The organism is Nocardia sp. NPDC058244 (genome assembly GCF_042882065.1).
In the GTDB taxonomy this organism is placed as follows: Bacteria; Actinomycetota; Actinomycetes; order Mycobacteriales; family Mycobacteriaceae; genus Nocardia.
The window spans coordinates 41,012-55,848 of sequence record NZ_JBHVWX010000002.1; the positions used below are offsets into that span (position 1 = coordinate 41,012).

The window sequence follows — 14,837 nt, forward strand, 5'->3', positions numbered from 1 at the left end:
GCTTCGCCGTACCGTCAACGACGCGCCCTCGCGTGTTTCCCCCGGTTCCGGACCGGGTAGGAAGCGGGGCGCCGGTCAGGGAACGACCCCGGGAAGGCCGATTCGCCGGTAGCGCGCCTGCCGCAGGACGCGCAGTTCCGCCGTCGGCGTGGCGCGCAGGGCGGCCAGCTCCTCGGTGACCGCGAGCACCATGCGGCGGGCGAAGGCGACGGGTTCGTCGGCGGCGTCGGGGTGTTCGTCGACGATGCGGTCGACGACGCCGTCGGCGTGCAGGTCGATCGCCCGGATACCCTGGGCCGCAGCGAGTTCCGCCGCGTGCGCGGTGTCACGGAAGACGATGGCACTCGCACCCTCCGGCGGCAGCGGGGCCAGCCACCCGTGGCCGGCGGCCAGCACGCGGTCGGCCGGGAGCAGGGCCAGCGCGCCGCCGCCGGTGCCCTGGCCGAGCAGGATCGAGACGGTCGGGGTGTCGAGGGTGACGAGATCGGCCAGGCAGCGGGCGATTTCGGGAGCGAGGCCGCGCTCCTCGGCCTCCTTCGACAGCGCCGCGCCCACGGTGTCGATCACCAGGACGAGCGGCAGGCGCAGCTCACGGGCCAGCGCCATCGCCCGGCGGGCCTCGCGCAGGGCGGCCGGGCCCATCGTGTGCTCGCCCTGCTGGCCGGAGCGGTCGTGGCCGAAGACGACACAGGGCTGTCCGCCGAAGCGGGCCAGCGCCAGCACCACGGTGCGATCGGACTCGCCCTGGCCGGTGCCGCTGAGCGGAACCCGTTGGGTCACATGGCGGAGCAGGTCGCGGAGGCCGGGGCGGCCGGGGCGGCGGGTGCTCAGCACCGAGTCCCAGGCGGTCGACGCGGAATCGGCGGCCGCGGCCGGACTGCGCACCGGCGCGGCCCATCCCGGTTCGGCCGCCATCGGAAGCACGACGCCGCTCGCGACGCTGAGGGCACGGTGGGCGATCCGGCGGAACACCTCGACGGTCACCACGCCGTCGATCACGCCGTTGCGGTACAGGTTCTCCGCCGTCTGCACGCCGGGCGGAAAAGGCTTGCCGTACAAAGCTTCGTACACGCGCGGCCCGAGGAAGCCGATCAGCGCGCCGGGCGCGGCGAAGGTGATGTGGCCCAGCGATCCCCACGACGCGAACACCCCGCCCATCGTGGGATCGCGCAGGTACACGAGGTAGGGATGCCCCGCCGCCTTGTGCACCGCGACCGCCCCCGCGATCTTCACCATCTGCACGAAAGCGACTGTGCCCTCCTGCATCCTGGTCCCGCCCGAGGTCGGCGACGCGATCAGCGGCAATCCCAGCTCAGTCGCCCGCTCCACCGCCGACACGATCCGCTCGGCCGCCGCCACCCCCACCGACCCGGCCAGGAACGCGAACTCACAGGCGATCACGGCCACCCGCCGCCCGCGCAACAACCCCTCCCCCGTCACCACCGACTCGTCGGTACCCGCCCGCCGCTCCGCCGCAACGAGCTCCTGCCGATACTTCGGCGACACCACGGGCTCGACCGGCGGCCGATCCCAGCTCAGGAACGAATCGGTATCGAGCAACTGCCCGATCAGGTCGAACGCCGACGTACGCACGCGCCGAGCCTAGCGGGATCCACACTCGGCGAGGCCACAACAGTGCAGCGGCCCTGCGCGCTCGAGCGCGGCGACCACTACCCCAGCCTCGACCCGCCAGTGCGCATCTGCGATGTGTCCGAGCCGGACACCGGCGGTGCACGCGCTGCTCACGCTCGATCGCCGCCTGGGTACGGGGTACGCGGGGCGGTTCGTCGAGGGTTTCGGTTATGCGCGACTACCGAATGCGGCCGAGCAGGTGATCGATCCGCTGTGTGGGCTGGCGGAGCGGATCGGGGCTGCGGGGGGCTGAGGGGCGAAGCGGGGCTGCTGCCTTCATCGCGGCAGCCCCGGACTCGGCTCAGTAGCCCTGCATGACCTTGCGCAGGGCGTACTCGGTCAAGGAGACCAGGGCCTGCTTGGCGGGTTCCCGGCGGCGGGCGTCGATCGACATGATCGGCACGTCGGCGGGGACGGCCAGGGCCTGGCGGATGTCCTCGAGCGGGTACTTCGGTGCGTCGTCGAACTCGTTGAGCGCCACCAGGAACGGTAGACCGCGAGCCTCGAAGTAGTCGACAGCGGCGAAGCTGTCTTCCAGCCTGCGGGTGTCGACCAGCACCACGGCGCCGATGGCGCCGCGGATGAGGTCGTCCCACATGAACCAGAACCGGTACTGGCCGGGCGTGCCGAACAGATACAGGACCAGGTCGTCGGCGAGGCTGATCCGGCCGAAGTCCATCGCCACCGTGGTGGTCGACTTCATCGGAATGCCGGTCAGGTTGTCGATTCCGGTACTGGCATTGGTGACCAGCGCCTCGGTGCGCAGCGGAACGATCTCCGACACCGCACCGACCAACGTGGTCTTACCGACACCGAAGCCACCGGCGACAACGATCTTCGCCGAAGTCGGCTTGCTCGTGCGGGTGTCGACCTGCGCCGTCGAATCAAATACGCCGGAGTCCACTGAGAACCCTTTCGATCAGCTCGCGACGTTCATCGTCGCTGGAATCGTCTTTCAAAGTCGCCGAGACCCGGACATGACCGGCCTCGATGAGGTCGGCCACGAGTACCCGCGCTACACCGATCGGGATACCCAATTGGGCAGCTATCTCGGCAACGGACGGCGATTGCCTGCACAACTCCACGATGGACGTTTCGAGGTTGTTCAGTTCGAACTGCCGCTCCATGGCGACCGGATGCGATGCAACGAGTGCCTCCAGCGCCAACTCGACCGCCGGCCTGGTGCGGCCGGCAGTCAAGGAGTACGGGCGGACGAGGCTGGGCTCGGCGCTCCCCATGCGGTGATCGTCTATGTCCATCCCACCATCAGGAACCCATCGTGACGCGTGGCGTGGCCTGGACGGTCTGGCCCACACGCTCGACCAACAGAGCCATTTCGTAGCCCACCTGACCGATGTCACACGAGGTGTTGGTCAGGACGGCGAGATACGAGCCGTCGCCGACTGCCATGAGCAGTAGGTAACCGTGCTCCATCTCGACGACGGACTGCAGTACCGTACCGCCTTCGAACAGATTGGACACGCCGACGGAAAGGCTTGCCAGTCCAGCGGTGACGGCGGAGAGCTGCTCCGCGCGGTCGACCGGGAGCTGGGCACTCGCGGCCATCAGCAGGCCGTCAGCCGAGACCAGGACGGCATGGGCTACGCCAGGAACCTCGTTGGCGAAGTTCGAAACCAGCCAATCCAGCTGACGGTTCGTACCACCTAGATCGGGGTTCATCGGTCTCCTTTATCTCCGGTTAGGTTCATTGCCTTCATTGCGCGGCCATCCCGGACGCCCTGCTGGTGACGACTCAAGCTGGACCTGATCGTTTCGGGATCACGTTGCGGGGTGGTGTCGGCCTTACCGGTCACACCGCCAGGCACGAGCCTGCCGCCCGGGTTGCGCTGAGGCAAGCCCGCAGCGGTACGGACCTCGGGCTGAGCCTCGCTGGCCCGTCGAGCGGCCTGCCATCCTTCGTCACCCGGTGATTCGAAGGCAGCGGCCATCTGGGACCGGTCGGAATTCTCATCCGTGAGCCACGCCGACATCATCTCCGCGAAGATCGGCGTTCCGCCCATGACGGAATCACCTTCCGGTGCCGGCTGCAACCTGGTCTGGAAGAACGACGCAGCCTTGGCCGGATTCGACCGGAAACTGTGCCGACCCGGATCGCGCCCTGCCGACGCAGCGTTCTCCGGCCCCGCAGGATCCCGATCCCGTTGCGGCAGAGCCACTCCGGGCCCGGCGTTCGCCTGCGGTACCACAGTAGCGCCGGGATCGCGCTGGGGCAGCCCAATCGGCGCAGCCGGACGCTGCGGCAGGCCGTTGGGCGCCTCCCGCTGCGGCAGACCGGCCGCGGGAGCCCGCTGCGGGAGCCCGTTCTCGCCGGAATCACGCTGCGGCGCAGGGGTACCCGGCGCGCCACGCTGCGGCAGGCCGTTGGCCGGACGCGGCTGCTGACCCGCCGGATCACGCTGCGGCAGACCACCCGGCTGGGCGCCGCGCTGCGGCAGGCCGGTGGCCGGGTCACGCTGCGGGAGGCCGCCGGTCTGCTCACGCTGGGGCAGGCCGTTGGCCGGGTCACGCTGGGGCAGGCCACCGGTCTGCTCACGCTGCGGGAGACCGTTGGACGGATCGCGCTGCGGGAGACCGCCGGTCTGCTCACGCTGGGGCAGGCCGTTGGCCGGATCGCGCTGCGGGAGACCACCGGTCTGCTCGCGGTGCGGAAGGCGCGGGGCCGGGTCACGCTGCGGCAGTCCGCCGGTCTGGTCCCGCTGCGGCAGCCCGTTGGACGGGGAGCGCTGCGGCAGCCCGGTCGACGGATCACGCGACACCGGACCGGAATCACGCTGCGGCGCACCGTTGCCCGCGGGGTCACGCTGCGGCAGACCACCGGTCTGCTCACGCTGCGGGAGACCGTTGGACGGATCGCGCTGGGGTAGGCCACCGGTCTGGTCCCGCTGGGGCAGGCCGTTGGCGGGACGCTGCGGCAGCCCGGCCGACGGGTCGCGCGGCGGCGCGCCGTTGGCGCCCGGCGAGCGCTGCGGCAGACCACCGGCGGTGGTGTCGCGCTTGGGCGGCGCGGTGTCGCGCGGCGGCTGTGCCTGATCGCGCGCCGGAGCGCCGTTGGCACCCGGCGAACGCTGCGGCAGACCACCGGCCAGCGACTGCGGCGCACCGGCGGGCGTGGCGTCGCCCGGCTGACCCGGCGCGCCCTGCGGACGCTGCGGTCCACCGGGTCCACCCGGTCCACCGGCGGCGAGGTTGCGCTTGGGCAGGTTGGCCGCGGCCAGCTTGCCGCGCTGCGGCACATTGCCCTGACCGGGCGCGGGCGGGCGCAGGGTCGGCGAGGACTGCTCGGCGGCGTCCTGCTGGAGCCCCTGGGCCATCGAGTTACCCGGCTGCCGCTGCGGCAGCCCACCCTGACCGGCCGGGATCGGCCCGCTGCTGACGCCGGGATCGACGGTGACCATCACGTTGCCACCCGGAGTCCGGGTGATCGCGCGGGTCTGCATCGTGCTCGGCTGGTTCTGCGGGGCCGGGCGCTGCTGCTGCGGCGCCTGCTGCGGTGCCTGCTGCGGCGGGATCACCGGGCCACCGGCACCGGAGACGATCAGGCCGACCGGCACGTGCACGGTGACGGTGACGCCCGGATCGCGCGCGGTGTCGAAGGTCGGCCGCAGGCGCACGGTCAGCCCGTGCCGCTCCGCGAGCCTGCCGACCACGAACAGACCCATGTGGCGGGCGGTGTCGGGACCGGGCTCGGCGGTCTGCTCGAGCCTGCGGTTGATCTCCGACATCTCCTGGGGCGGCATACCGATACCGCGGTCGGCCACCTCGATCAGCAGACCCTGGTCGTGGGCCTGGGCGAAGGTGAACTTGACGTCGGTCTCCGGCGGGGAGGCCCGCAGCGCGTTGTCGAGCAGCTCGGCGAACAGGTGCGCCATATCGGAGGCGGCCGGTTCGACCAGCGAGCCACGCGGGGTGGCGCCGAGCTTGACCCGCTCGTAGTCCTCGACCTCGGAGATCGCGGCACGCAGCACGTCGGCGATCTCGACCGGGGCCGACTTGGTCCGGCGCTGCTTGGTGCCGGCGAGGATGAGCAGGTTGTCACCGTTACGGCGCATGCGCGCCGCGAGGTGATCGAGCCGGAAGAGGTTCTCGAGCAGGCGCGGGTCCTTCTCGTCGTACTCCATCGCCTCGATGAGGGTGAGCTGATGGTCGACGAGCGACTTGGAGCGCCGGGCCAGGGTCTCGAACATGTCGTTGACCTGCGAACGCATCTGCGCCTGATCACTCGCCAGGCGCAGCGCCTGACCGTGGATGTCGTCGACGGCGCGGGCCAGCTGGCCGATCTCCTCGTCCGAGCGCACCGGCATCGGCTCGAGCGGCACGTCCTCGGGCGCGGCGCCGTTACGGAGCTGGGCGACCTCGTGCGGCAGATCGGATTCGGCGACGCGCAGCGCGGCCAGGCGCAGGCGGTGCAGCGGCACGATCATCGAGCGCGCCACGAACACGGCGAGCAGGAGCGCGGCGAGGATCGTCGCGATGACGACGCCGGTGTAGGTCCACGCGCCGGTCGCCGCGGCGGCGGCCAGCTCGTCCATCGAGGACTCGATCGCCTTGGTGGCCTCGTTGACGACGCCCTCGTAGCCGACGAGGCTGGTGTACAGCGAGGTACGCAGGTCGCCGACGGGCAGCTTGCCCGCCTGCACCTCGGGCCCGCTGATCAGGTTCTTGCGGGTGTCGGCCTGCGCCTTCAGGTCGGCGACGACCCGGTCACCGGCCGGGAAGCGGTTGGCGAGCACTTCGAGCAGGTGGTTCTCGGTGCTGACGCCGGTGAGGAAGTTCTGCGCTCCCGTCGGCATACCGCGCAGCATCTCCGAGAGACCGGCGAGTTCGTCGACGAGCAGCGAACGGGTGTTGAGCGAGTCGACCAGGCGCAGCTTCGCCGTGTCCATGACCGGGTCGCTCACCTGCGCGACGGTCGTCTCGACGATGTCGACGCTTTCCTTACGCATCTGCTCGACCGAGGCGAGCGCGGGCTCGGCCGAGGTCGTCATCGCCTTGCCCTGCCCGCGCACCGTCTTGGCCTGCGCGATCATCCGCTCGAGCGCGGCGTGCGCCTTCGGCAGATCGGTCAACCTGCCGATCGAGCCCTCGGCCGCCGCGATGGCGGCGTCGAGTTCGGTGAGGTCCTTGTCGGTGACCATCGTGACCCCGGGGCCAGCGGGCACCAACTGGCTACCCGCCACCTTCGCGGTGCTCGCACTCAGCGAGGTGACCGACGGAATCGTGTCGATCTGCTCATTGATGCTCGACAGTCGGTTGGCCTCCGAGAACTCCGAGGTAATTCTCGACACGCCGAGCCCGACCGCGACCGCGAGCGGCACGGCCAGTACGGCCGTAACCTTCCAACGCAGGTCCCAGTTGCCGAGCGCCCAGCGCTTGCTGCCGGACCTAGCGGCGTCACGCATCTCCCACTCACTTTCCAAACTGGCCTCTACCAAGCGCCATCAGCGAACCTCCACAGGCGCAATGGTGGCTCGCCAGGCTAGCTGGCCGAGAACTGCGGCTGGCCGAGAAATTGCGTCTACGACTGCCCGAATAAGTGACATCAGATTCTAACGGATCAATAACTTCTTGGCTGACTCCCGGTAGAGGTCCGCGCGATGACCTGCCCGTTCCAGGCAAAACCAAAGGTCGCGGCACCCCCTCGGGTGTCGCGTGAAGTCTGCCACAATCATCAGGATCTATCGAGCGGGCATCGAAGCGAGGCTAGGGAGTCACGGGCTTGGACGTGGAACACGAGTACCGACCGGTCTATCAGACCAGTCTGGTCGACCCCGCCGACTTCTGGTCCGCCGCAGCTCAGGCCATCGAGTGGGACGTGGCCCCGCAGCAGATCGTCGACGCCGCCGACAAGCGCGCGGCCCGCTGGTTCCCCGACGCCCGGCTCAATACCTGCGTCAACGCGCTGGACCGGCACGTCAGGGCTGGCACCGTCGCCGAGGGTGGGCACGCCGATCAGGCCGCCCTCATATATGTCTCCGCTATGACGGACACCACCACCGCCTACACCTACGCGGAACTGCTCGACGAGGTCGCCCGATTCGCCGGAGCCATGCGCGATCTCGGCGTCGTCGCCGGTGACCGGGTCGTGATCTACCTGCCGATGATCCCCGAGGCCGTGATCGCGATGCTGGCCTGCGCCCGCATCGGCGCGGTGCACTCGGTGGTGTTCGGCGGCTTCGCCGCGCCCGAGCTGGCCGCCCGTATCGACGACGCCGAACCGGTCCTGGTGGTCACCGCCTCGGGCGGGCTCGAGCCCAACCGCCGCATCGAATACCCGCCGATCGTGCTGCAGGCCCTGGACCTGGCGCAGACGGCGTCGGTGCGCACGGTGATCGTCAAGCAGCGCCCCGAGTTCCCGACCATCGAGTTCCCGGCCGCGCAGCCAGCCACCGACGTGCTGCCGTCCTCGGAGCAGACCGTCGCGGCCCGCTGGGTCGACTGGGCCGCCACCGTCGCCGACGTGGCTCCGGCCGAGCCGGTCTCGGTCGCCGCGACCGATCCGCTCTACATCCTCTACACCTCGGGAACCACCGGCAAACCCAAGGGCGTGGTCCGCGACAACGGCGGGCACGCGGTCGCGCTGGCCTGGTCGATGCGCAATATCTACGACGTCGGCCCAGGTCAGGTGTTCTGGGCGGCCTCCGATGTGGGCTGGGTCGTCGGCCACTCCTACATCGTCTACGCGCCGCTGCTGGTCGGCGCGACGACCGTGCTCTACGAGGGCAAACCGGTCGGCACTCCCGACGCGGGCGTCTTCTGGCGGATCATCGACGAGCACGACGTGCGGGTGCTGTTCACCGCGCCGACGGCGTTGCGCGCGATCCGGCGGGCCGACCCCGAGGCCACGACCGCCCGTCGCCACGACCTGTCCCGGCTGCGGGCGCTGTTCTGCGCGGGCGAGCGACTGGACCCGGCCACCTTCGAATGGGCCTCCGGCACCCTGCTCGCCGAGCACCCCGACACCCCGGTGGTCGATCACTGGTGGCAGACCGAGACCGGCTGGCCGATCTGCGCAGACCCGCTCGGCCTGCAGGAACTCCCGGTCAAGCCCGGTTCCTCGTGCGTGCCGGTGCCCGGTTACCGGCTGCGGGTGCTCGACGCGAACGGCAATCCGGTGCCGACCGGCGTCGAGGGCAACATCGTCATCGGGCTGCCACTGCCGCCCGGTGCGCTGACCGGCCTGTGGCGCGACCGCGAGCGGTTCATCCGCTCGTACCTGTCGGCCTTCCCCGGCCACTACCTGACCGGCGACTCCGGCTACTTCGACGAGGACGGCTACCTCTACGTCCTCGGCCGCAGCGACGACGTGATCAACATGGCCGGGCACCGGCTCTCGGCGGGCAGCATCGAGGCCGCCATCGCCGGGCACGACGCGATCGCCGAATGCGCCGTGATCGGCGTCCCCGACGAGCTCAAGGGCCACCTGCCGCTGGCGTACGTGGTGCTCAAGCAGGGTGTCGAGGTCGATCCGGAACAGCTGCGGACCGAGCTCGCCGAGCGGGTGCGCGAGCAGATCGGCGCCATCGCCACCCTGCACAGCGCGATCATCGTCTCGGGCCTGCCCAAGACCCGTTCCGGCAAGATCCTGCGCAAGACGATCCGCCAGCTCACCGCCGGGGAACACGTGGAGACCCCGGCCACCATCGAGGACCCGGCCGTGCTCACCGCGCTGGCCGACCGCATCCTGGCCAACCCCCCACTGGGCAATCCGCCCCCGGCCGCGCAGGACACCCCGACCCCCGACCTCGACGGCGACCCGGTGGCCCCCACGGCCTGACCATCGGGCCCGGTGGCGGCCACCGCCCCTAGGATTGCGGCGTGACCGATCGTGCTGCCTCCACTGTCCTGGTCGTCGACGACGACGAGGACGTCCTCGCCTCGGTCGAACGTGGCCTGCGGCTGTCCGGGTTCCAGGTGCTGGTCGCGCGCGACGGCGCGGCCGCCCTGCGCGCCGTGTCCGAGCACGCGCCCGACGCGGTGGTCCTCGACATGAACATGCCGGTGCTCGACGGCGCGGGCGTGGTGACGGCCCTGCGGGCGATGGGCAACGACGTGCCGGTCTGTGTGCTCAGCGCCCGCGCCTCGGTCGACGACCGGATCGCGGGCCTGGAGTCCGGCGCCGACGACTACCTGGTGAAACCGTTCGAGCTGGCCGAGCTGGTGGCCCGGATCCGGGCCCTGCTGCGCCGCCGCACCGACACCCCGGAGCCGGTCGCGCCCGGCGCGATCACCGTCGGCCCGCTGCAGCTCGACGTGGCGGGATACCGCGCGCTGCTGCACGGCAAGGAAATCGAGCTCACCAAACGGGAATTCGAATTGTTGTCCACCCTGGCCAGGAATGCGGGTGTGGTGTTGACGCGCGAACGGCTGCTGGAATTGGTGTGGGGTTACGATTTCATAGCCGATACGAATGTCGTCGACGTGTTCGTCGGATACTTGCGACGCAAACTCGAAATAGATGACACGCCAAGGATTTTGCACACGATTCGCGGCGTAGGGTTCGTGCTCCGGGAACCGAAATGATCGAGGCCCCGCCGAAACACCGTCGGAGACAATCGTTTTCGCTGCGAACCAGGGTCGCGGGAGCGGCCGCGGCGGGCGCCGTCGTCATCGTCTCTATCGCCGCGTTCGTGGGTTTCCAAGCGATCGAACGCAACAATGTGACCCAGACCGACCAGCAGCTCGAGATCGCCTCGCGGATCGTGCTGATCGAGCCGGTGCTGGCCACCGGCTTCGTCAACCTGACCGGGCTGCAGACCACCATGGCGCTCACCGTGCGTGACAACGGCCAGGTGACCGCGTCCAGCTCCACCCAGCTGCCCGATCTGCCGCCGGGCTCGCAGACCGTCGAGGTCAACGACCAGCCCTACCGGGTACTCACCACCACCGAGAACCAGCCCGCCGGTCGCACCGTCTCGCTGGCCATCCCGACCACCGAGGCCGCCAAGGCTACCGCCGATCAGCAGCGCTGGGTGCTCGCCGGCGCCGCGATCGCGGTGGCTGCGGCCGCGGCACTGGGCTGGCTGCTGGCCGGGCGCGCGGTCGGGCCGATCGTGAAGCTGACCAAGCAGGTCTCGGCGCGCAGTTCGTTCGGCGACCCGGACCACACCGCCCAGCCGGTCGACGGGTCCGGGGTCGACGAGGCGGTGAAGCTGGCCGACGCGGTGAACACCATGCTGGCCCGCGTCGACGAGGCGCAGGCCGAGACCGCCGCCGCGCTGGAGACCGCCCGCGATTTCGCCGCCGTCTCCGCGCACGAGCTGCGCACCCCGCTCACCGCGATCCGCACCGATCTCGAGGTCCTGCGCACCCTCGACCTCACCGACGAGCAGCGCCGCGAGATCCTCGACGACCTCGCCCGCAACGAGACCAGGATCGAGACCACCCTCACCGCGCTGGAACGCCTGGCCCGCGGCGACCTCACCGCCGAGGCCGACCACATCCCCACCGATGTGGCCGACCTGTGCGATCAGGCCGCCCACGACGCCATGCGGCACAACCCCGGTCTCTCGGTCCGGATCGATACCGACGCCGAACTCGTGACCCGCGGGCTGCCCGCCGGGCTGCGCCTCGCCATCGACAACGCGCTGACCAACTCGGTCAAACACGGTGGGGCAACGCACGCCGTCGTCTCGGCGCATCGCGCGCCCGGCGATCGCATCGTCATCGCCGTCGACGACAACGGCACCGGCGTGCCACCCGCCGAGCGCGACGCCGTCTTCGCCCGGTTCGCCCGCGGCACCAATGCCAGCAAGGGCGGTTCCGGCCTCGGCCTTGCCCTGGTGGCCCAGCAGGCCCAGTTACACGGCGGGCGCGCCTATTTCGAGGACAGTCCGCTCGGTGGCGCTCGCCTGGTCGTCGAACTGCCGATCCGCGACGCGCCCTAGACGCGCGAAAGCCCCGCCGCCGCGCCGATGCGCGAGAACGGGGCTATCGCGGAGCTATTGATCAGCCGCCCACGGAGATCAGGGCAGCACCTGCGGCACCGACTCCGGGATCACCAGGCCGATGACGGCGCCGATCACGGCACCGGTCAGCGCGGTGGAGATCACCGACGGGATGGCGCAGAAGACGTAGCCGATGATGAACGCGGCCAGCGCGGGCACGCACATGATCGCCGCGGCCAGCGCGCCGATGGTGGCACCGGCGGCCGCACCGTTCTGGACGGGGTCGTGGTTGCCCGCCTCGGGGTTGGTGGCGATGTCCTTCAGCTCGGTGCTGGTGTCGGTCGACAGCTGCGGCGCCATCTGCACGGTCTTGCCGTCGGCGGAGACCACGGAGGCGATCGCGATGGCGTTGCCGTCGACGGTGTTCAGCTTCAGCGGGACCTCGCCGACGGTGACACCGGCGGCCGAGACCACGGTGACGGCATCGGGGGTGATCACGAAGCGGCCGTTGTCGACGCTCGCGGAGATGGTGCGCAGGTCCGGCGAGACGGTGGTGCGGAAGTCGACGCCATCGGCGGCACCGGCGCTGGCCAGGCCGGTGGCGATCTGCGCCTGACGCTCGGTGTCGACGTCAGCGGCCGCGACACCCGCGGTGACCAGCGACGTGGCGACGGCCAGCGGCAGCGCGGCGACGAAGGCGCGCCGGCTCGCGCGGGTGATGGTGCGGTGGAACATGTTCGATGTCTCCCTCCCGATGCCCCCGGCGAATCCCCGAACCCCCCGGACGAATCGATGAAATCTCGATCTCGATTGACTCGAGATTTGTATCGGACCCAGCGAAACAATGGAAGGCAGTGTGACGTACGACATATTCCGGTGCGGTTTGGCGTCCCGATGAGCGGGAATCGCCCGCGCGGGAGGCGGTTCCGGCACACGGTCGGCTATCACCGCCGCCGCTGTCCTCACCGAACTCTCAGACATCTCCCACGACCCGGCGCGAACTCGCTCGATACCGTCGGCGGCGTGATCGGAAAACGCACCAGGTTGGTCTGTCTCGTCGCTGCTGTCGCGCTGGCGGGTGGTGGTATCGCGGCGTGCGCAGGCACGTCGGACGCCCCGACGGGGTTCGCGCTCGTCAACGCCGATACCGGGCCGACCGGGGAGCGCGTCGCCAAGGCCGTGCAGGACGCGGGCGGCTACGAGTGGACGGTGGCGAAGCCGGGCGAGGTCGACGCCGCCGACTACGCCGCGGTGATCACCCTGCCCGCCGATCTCACCGCGTCGATGGCGACGCTGGCCACGCCGGAACCCAAGCGCGCCAAGGTCACCGTCGCCGCGCACGACGGCGCGGACGAGAACGTGGTGAACGGGGCGGTCGCCGCCGTGACCCACCGGATCGGCGCCTCCGGGGTCGACGCCGCGCTCGCCGCGGTCGCGCAGGCCCGCAATCAGATGACCTCGGTGCAGTTCACCGCCCAGCTGCTCAACGCCGGTGTCAACGCGGCCGCCGACGGGGCCGCCCAGTTCAGCGGCGGCGCGCAGGAGATGCTCGGCTTCCTCGACTTCGCGAAACAGGGTGCGGGCGAACTCACCTCGGCCATCGCGCTGCTGAACCAGACCGTCGACGGCGCGACGAAGCAGGCGAACCAGCTCGCCGACGCGCTCGGCGCCACCGGCGTCACCATCGCCGGCGTGGAGCGCAGCGCCACCGCGCTGTCCACCGGCCTGGACCAGATCCTGCCGCTGCTGCGCGCCCTGCCGTTCGCCACCGACCCCCAGCTGGCCGACATCATCACCAAACTCGAAGCGCTGCGCGGCATCTCGAGTCAGGCGGGCGCCCAGCTGACCGGCCTGGCCGACCTGACCGGCGCCGCCGTCGACCCGAACACCGACCTCGGCACCCTGCTGCGCACCGTCGTCACCCGGCTCGACAGCGCCCGCACCCAGCTCACCCAGGGCGCCGAACTCGCCGAGGGCCTGCCCGCCCTCGCCGAACAGGGCGGCACCCAGATCACCTCCGCCATCGAACAGATGACCACCGGCGTCGGCGCCCTCCAGACCATCGTCGGCAACCTCAACACCCAGACCGGCAAGGCCATCGAAGCCCTCCCCACCCGCAGCCCCACCCAGAACTCCGCCCTCGCCCTCGCCCTCACCGACCCGGTCGAAGTCGTCCACGAGTAGGCACCGGGCATCGCGGTCGCTCTCGTCGAGAGGCGTTCTTCCAGGCCACAAGGTCGCCGACGACCGGGCGGTATGCTCACCGACATGACGATCCAGCCCACGGATTCGCTCCCTCATCTGATGACCGAGGAGGAATACCTCCGGCTGCCGGAGGCCGCGGCGCGCGAGATCGAAGTGGTCCACGGGCACGTCATCGTGTGCGAATCGCCGACCCCGGAACACAATCGCATCGCCCGGCGCCTGGCCGACGCGATGGAGCGGCTGCCAAGCACCGAGCCGTGCATCCGGGTCGACACCGACATCGACGTGGTGCTGTGGCGCGTTCCGAAGTTCACCTTCCGGCGCCCCGACGTGGTGCTCTACCGCTGCCTGGACAGGCCGGGAGCGAAACCCGAGGCCTCCGACGCGTTGATCGTGGTAGAGGTGTCATCGCCGTCGACGGCGGCCGAGGACCTGTTGGACAAGAAGGCACAGTACGCGCGGGTCGGGATACCGCTCTATCTCGTGGTCATGCTGGACGCCAAGTTCGGGATCGAGGAGGTGCTCGAGTTCCGCCTCGACGCGCATGCCAGGGAGTACCGACTGCACCAGATCCATCGCGGCATCGTCGCGCTCAGTCACGTCGTCGTCGGCGAAATACCGATGGCCGACCTCACCCGCTGAGAGCACCTACGCACAGACGACTGTGGCCGGGTTCCGAAGGGAACCCGGCCACAGTGGCGTTCGGCTGGTCAGTTCGCGTTGAGCAGGTCGATCACGAAGACCAGGGTCTTGCCGGAGAGGTGGTGGCCCGCGCCGGCGGGGCCGTAGGCGAGCTCCGGCGGGATGGTCAGCTGGCGGCGGCCGCCGACCTTCATGCCGGGAATGCCTTCCTGCCAGCCCTGGATCAGGCCGCGCAGCGGGAAGGTGATGGACTCGCCGCGGTCCCACGAAGAGTCGAACTGCTCGCCGCTGTCGAACTCGACGCCGACGTAGTGCACCTCGACGGTGCCACCGGGCACCGCTTCCTTGCCTTCGCCCTCGACGAGGTCCTTGATCACGAGCTCGGTGGGCGCGGGGCCCTCCTGGAATTCGATCTCCGGCTTGGTCATTCAGCTATCCCCTTCGATAGTTTCG

At 70.2% G+C, this 14,837-nt stretch carries 13 protein-coding genes; 6 read left to right on the top strand and 7 right to left on the bottom strand.

Features of this window, described 5'->3' with window-relative positions:
* Window positions 1–75 precede the first annotated feature (75 nt).
* Window positions 76–1,593 (bottom strand): carboxyl transferase domain-containing protein, encoded by a 1,518-nt coding sequence (locus ACFVW6_RS06335; protein ID WP_378833759.1) that lies wholly within the window; start codon window positions 1,591–1,593, stop codon window positions 76–78.
* Window positions 1,594–1,729: 136 nt separating this feature from the next.
* Here ACFVW6_RS06335 and ACFVW6_RS06340 point away from each other — a divergent pair, with 136 nt between their 5' ends.
* Window positions 1,730–1,885, top strand: a complete 156-nt coding sequence (locus ACFVW6_RS06340) for a hypothetical protein (protein ID WP_378833757.1) — start codon at window positions 1,730–1,732, stop codon at window positions 1,883–1,885.
* A 48-nt stretch (window positions 1,886–1,933) separates the two neighbouring features.
* Here ACFVW6_RS06340 and ACFVW6_RS06345 read toward each other — a convergent pair whose 3' ends face one another.
* The 4 genes from ACFVW6_RS06345 to ACFVW6_RS06360 are packed head-to-tail and all read right to left on the bottom strand — an operon-like array spanning window position 1,934 to window position 7,052.
* Window positions 1,934–2,536, bottom strand: coding sequence for an ATP/GTP-binding protein (locus tag ACFVW6_RS06345; RefSeq protein WP_019044951.1), 603 nt, complete (start codon window positions 2,534–2,536; stop codon window positions 1,934–1,936).
* A complete protein-coding gene (locus ACFVW6_RS06350; RefSeq protein ID WP_019044950.1) occupies window positions 2,517–2,891 on the bottom strand; it encodes a DUF742 domain-containing protein in 375 nt (124 codons plus the stop codon). The genes ACFVW6_RS06345 and ACFVW6_RS06350 overlap by 20 nt, the downstream gene beginning before the upstream one ends.
* Window positions 2,892–2,898: 7 nt before the next feature.
* Complete coding sequence (locus ACFVW6_RS06355) at window positions 2,899–3,312, bottom strand: roadblock/LC7 domain-containing protein (protein WP_011207200.1); 414 nt, start codon at window positions 3,310–3,312, stop codon at window positions 2,899–2,901.
* Entirely contained in the window at window positions 3,309–7,052 is a 3,744-nt protein-coding gene (locus ACFVW6_RS06360; protein ID WP_378833755.1) for an ATP-binding protein, read from the bottom strand. The genes ACFVW6_RS06355 and ACFVW6_RS06360 overlap by 4 nt, the downstream gene beginning before the upstream one ends.
* Window positions 7,053–7,369: 317 nt before the next feature.
* Here ACFVW6_RS06360 and ACFVW6_RS06365 point away from each other — a divergent pair, with 317 nt between their 5' ends.
* The 3 genes from ACFVW6_RS06365 (at window position 7,370) to ACFVW6_RS06375 (ending at window position 11,537) form a co-directional block, all read left to right on the top strand.
* Window positions 7,370–9,427, top strand: a complete 2,058-nt coding sequence (locus tag ACFVW6_RS06365) for an AMP-binding protein (RefSeq protein ID WP_378833752.1) — start codon at window positions 7,370–7,372, stop codon at window positions 9,425–9,427.
* A 41-nt stretch (window positions 9,428–9,468) separates the two neighbouring features.
* On the top strand, window positions 9,469–10,173 hold the full coding sequence (locus tag ACFVW6_RS06370) for a response regulator transcription factor (RefSeq protein WP_357346381.1): 705 nt from the start codon (window positions 9,469–9,471) through the stop codon (window positions 10,171–10,173).
* A 107-nt stretch (window positions 10,174–10,280) separates the two neighbouring features.
* The gene (locus tag ACFVW6_RS06375; RefSeq protein WP_378833750.1) at window positions 10,281–11,537 is read left to right on the top strand and encodes a sensor histidine kinase; all 1,257 of its coding nucleotides are present in this window, start codon (window positions 10,281–10,283) and stop codon (window positions 11,535–11,537) included.
* 78 nt (window positions 11,538–11,615) lie between these two features.
* On the opposite strand, the gene ACFVW6_RS06380 is transcribed toward ACFVW6_RS06375, so the two are convergent.
* Window positions 11,616–12,272, bottom strand: a complete 657-nt coding sequence (locus ACFVW6_RS06380; RefSeq protein ID WP_355271129.1) for a hypothetical protein — start codon at window positions 12,270–12,272, stop codon at window positions 11,616–11,618.
* Window positions 12,273–12,560: 288 nt separating this feature from the next.
* Between ACFVW6_RS06380 and ACFVW6_RS06385 the strand changes: the two genes are divergently transcribed.
* Together ACFVW6_RS06385 and ACFVW6_RS06390 are read left to right on the top strand one after the other, a co-directional pair.
* Window positions 12,561–13,721: a hypothetical protein gene (locus ACFVW6_RS06385; protein WP_355271127.1), complete on the top strand. Its 1,161-nt coding sequence runs from the start codon at window positions 12,561–12,563 to the stop codon at window positions 13,719–13,721.
* Window positions 13,722–13,805: 84 nt separating this feature from the next.
* The gene (locus tag ACFVW6_RS06390) at window positions 13,806–14,384 is read left to right on the top strand and encodes a Uma2 family endonuclease (RefSeq protein ID WP_357346378.1); all 579 of its coding nucleotides are present in this window, start codon (window positions 13,806–13,808) and stop codon (window positions 14,382–14,384) included.
* Between the two features lie 68 nt (window positions 14,385–14,452).
* On the opposite strand, the gene ACFVW6_RS06395 is transcribed toward ACFVW6_RS06390, so the two are convergent.
* Window positions 14,453–14,812: an FKBP-type peptidyl-prolyl cis-trans isomerase gene (locus ACFVW6_RS06395; RefSeq protein ID WP_218716909.1), complete on the bottom strand. Its 360-nt coding sequence runs from the start codon at window positions 14,810–14,812 to the stop codon at window positions 14,453–14,455.
* Between the last annotated feature and the right edge of the window lie 25 nt (window positions 14,813–14,837).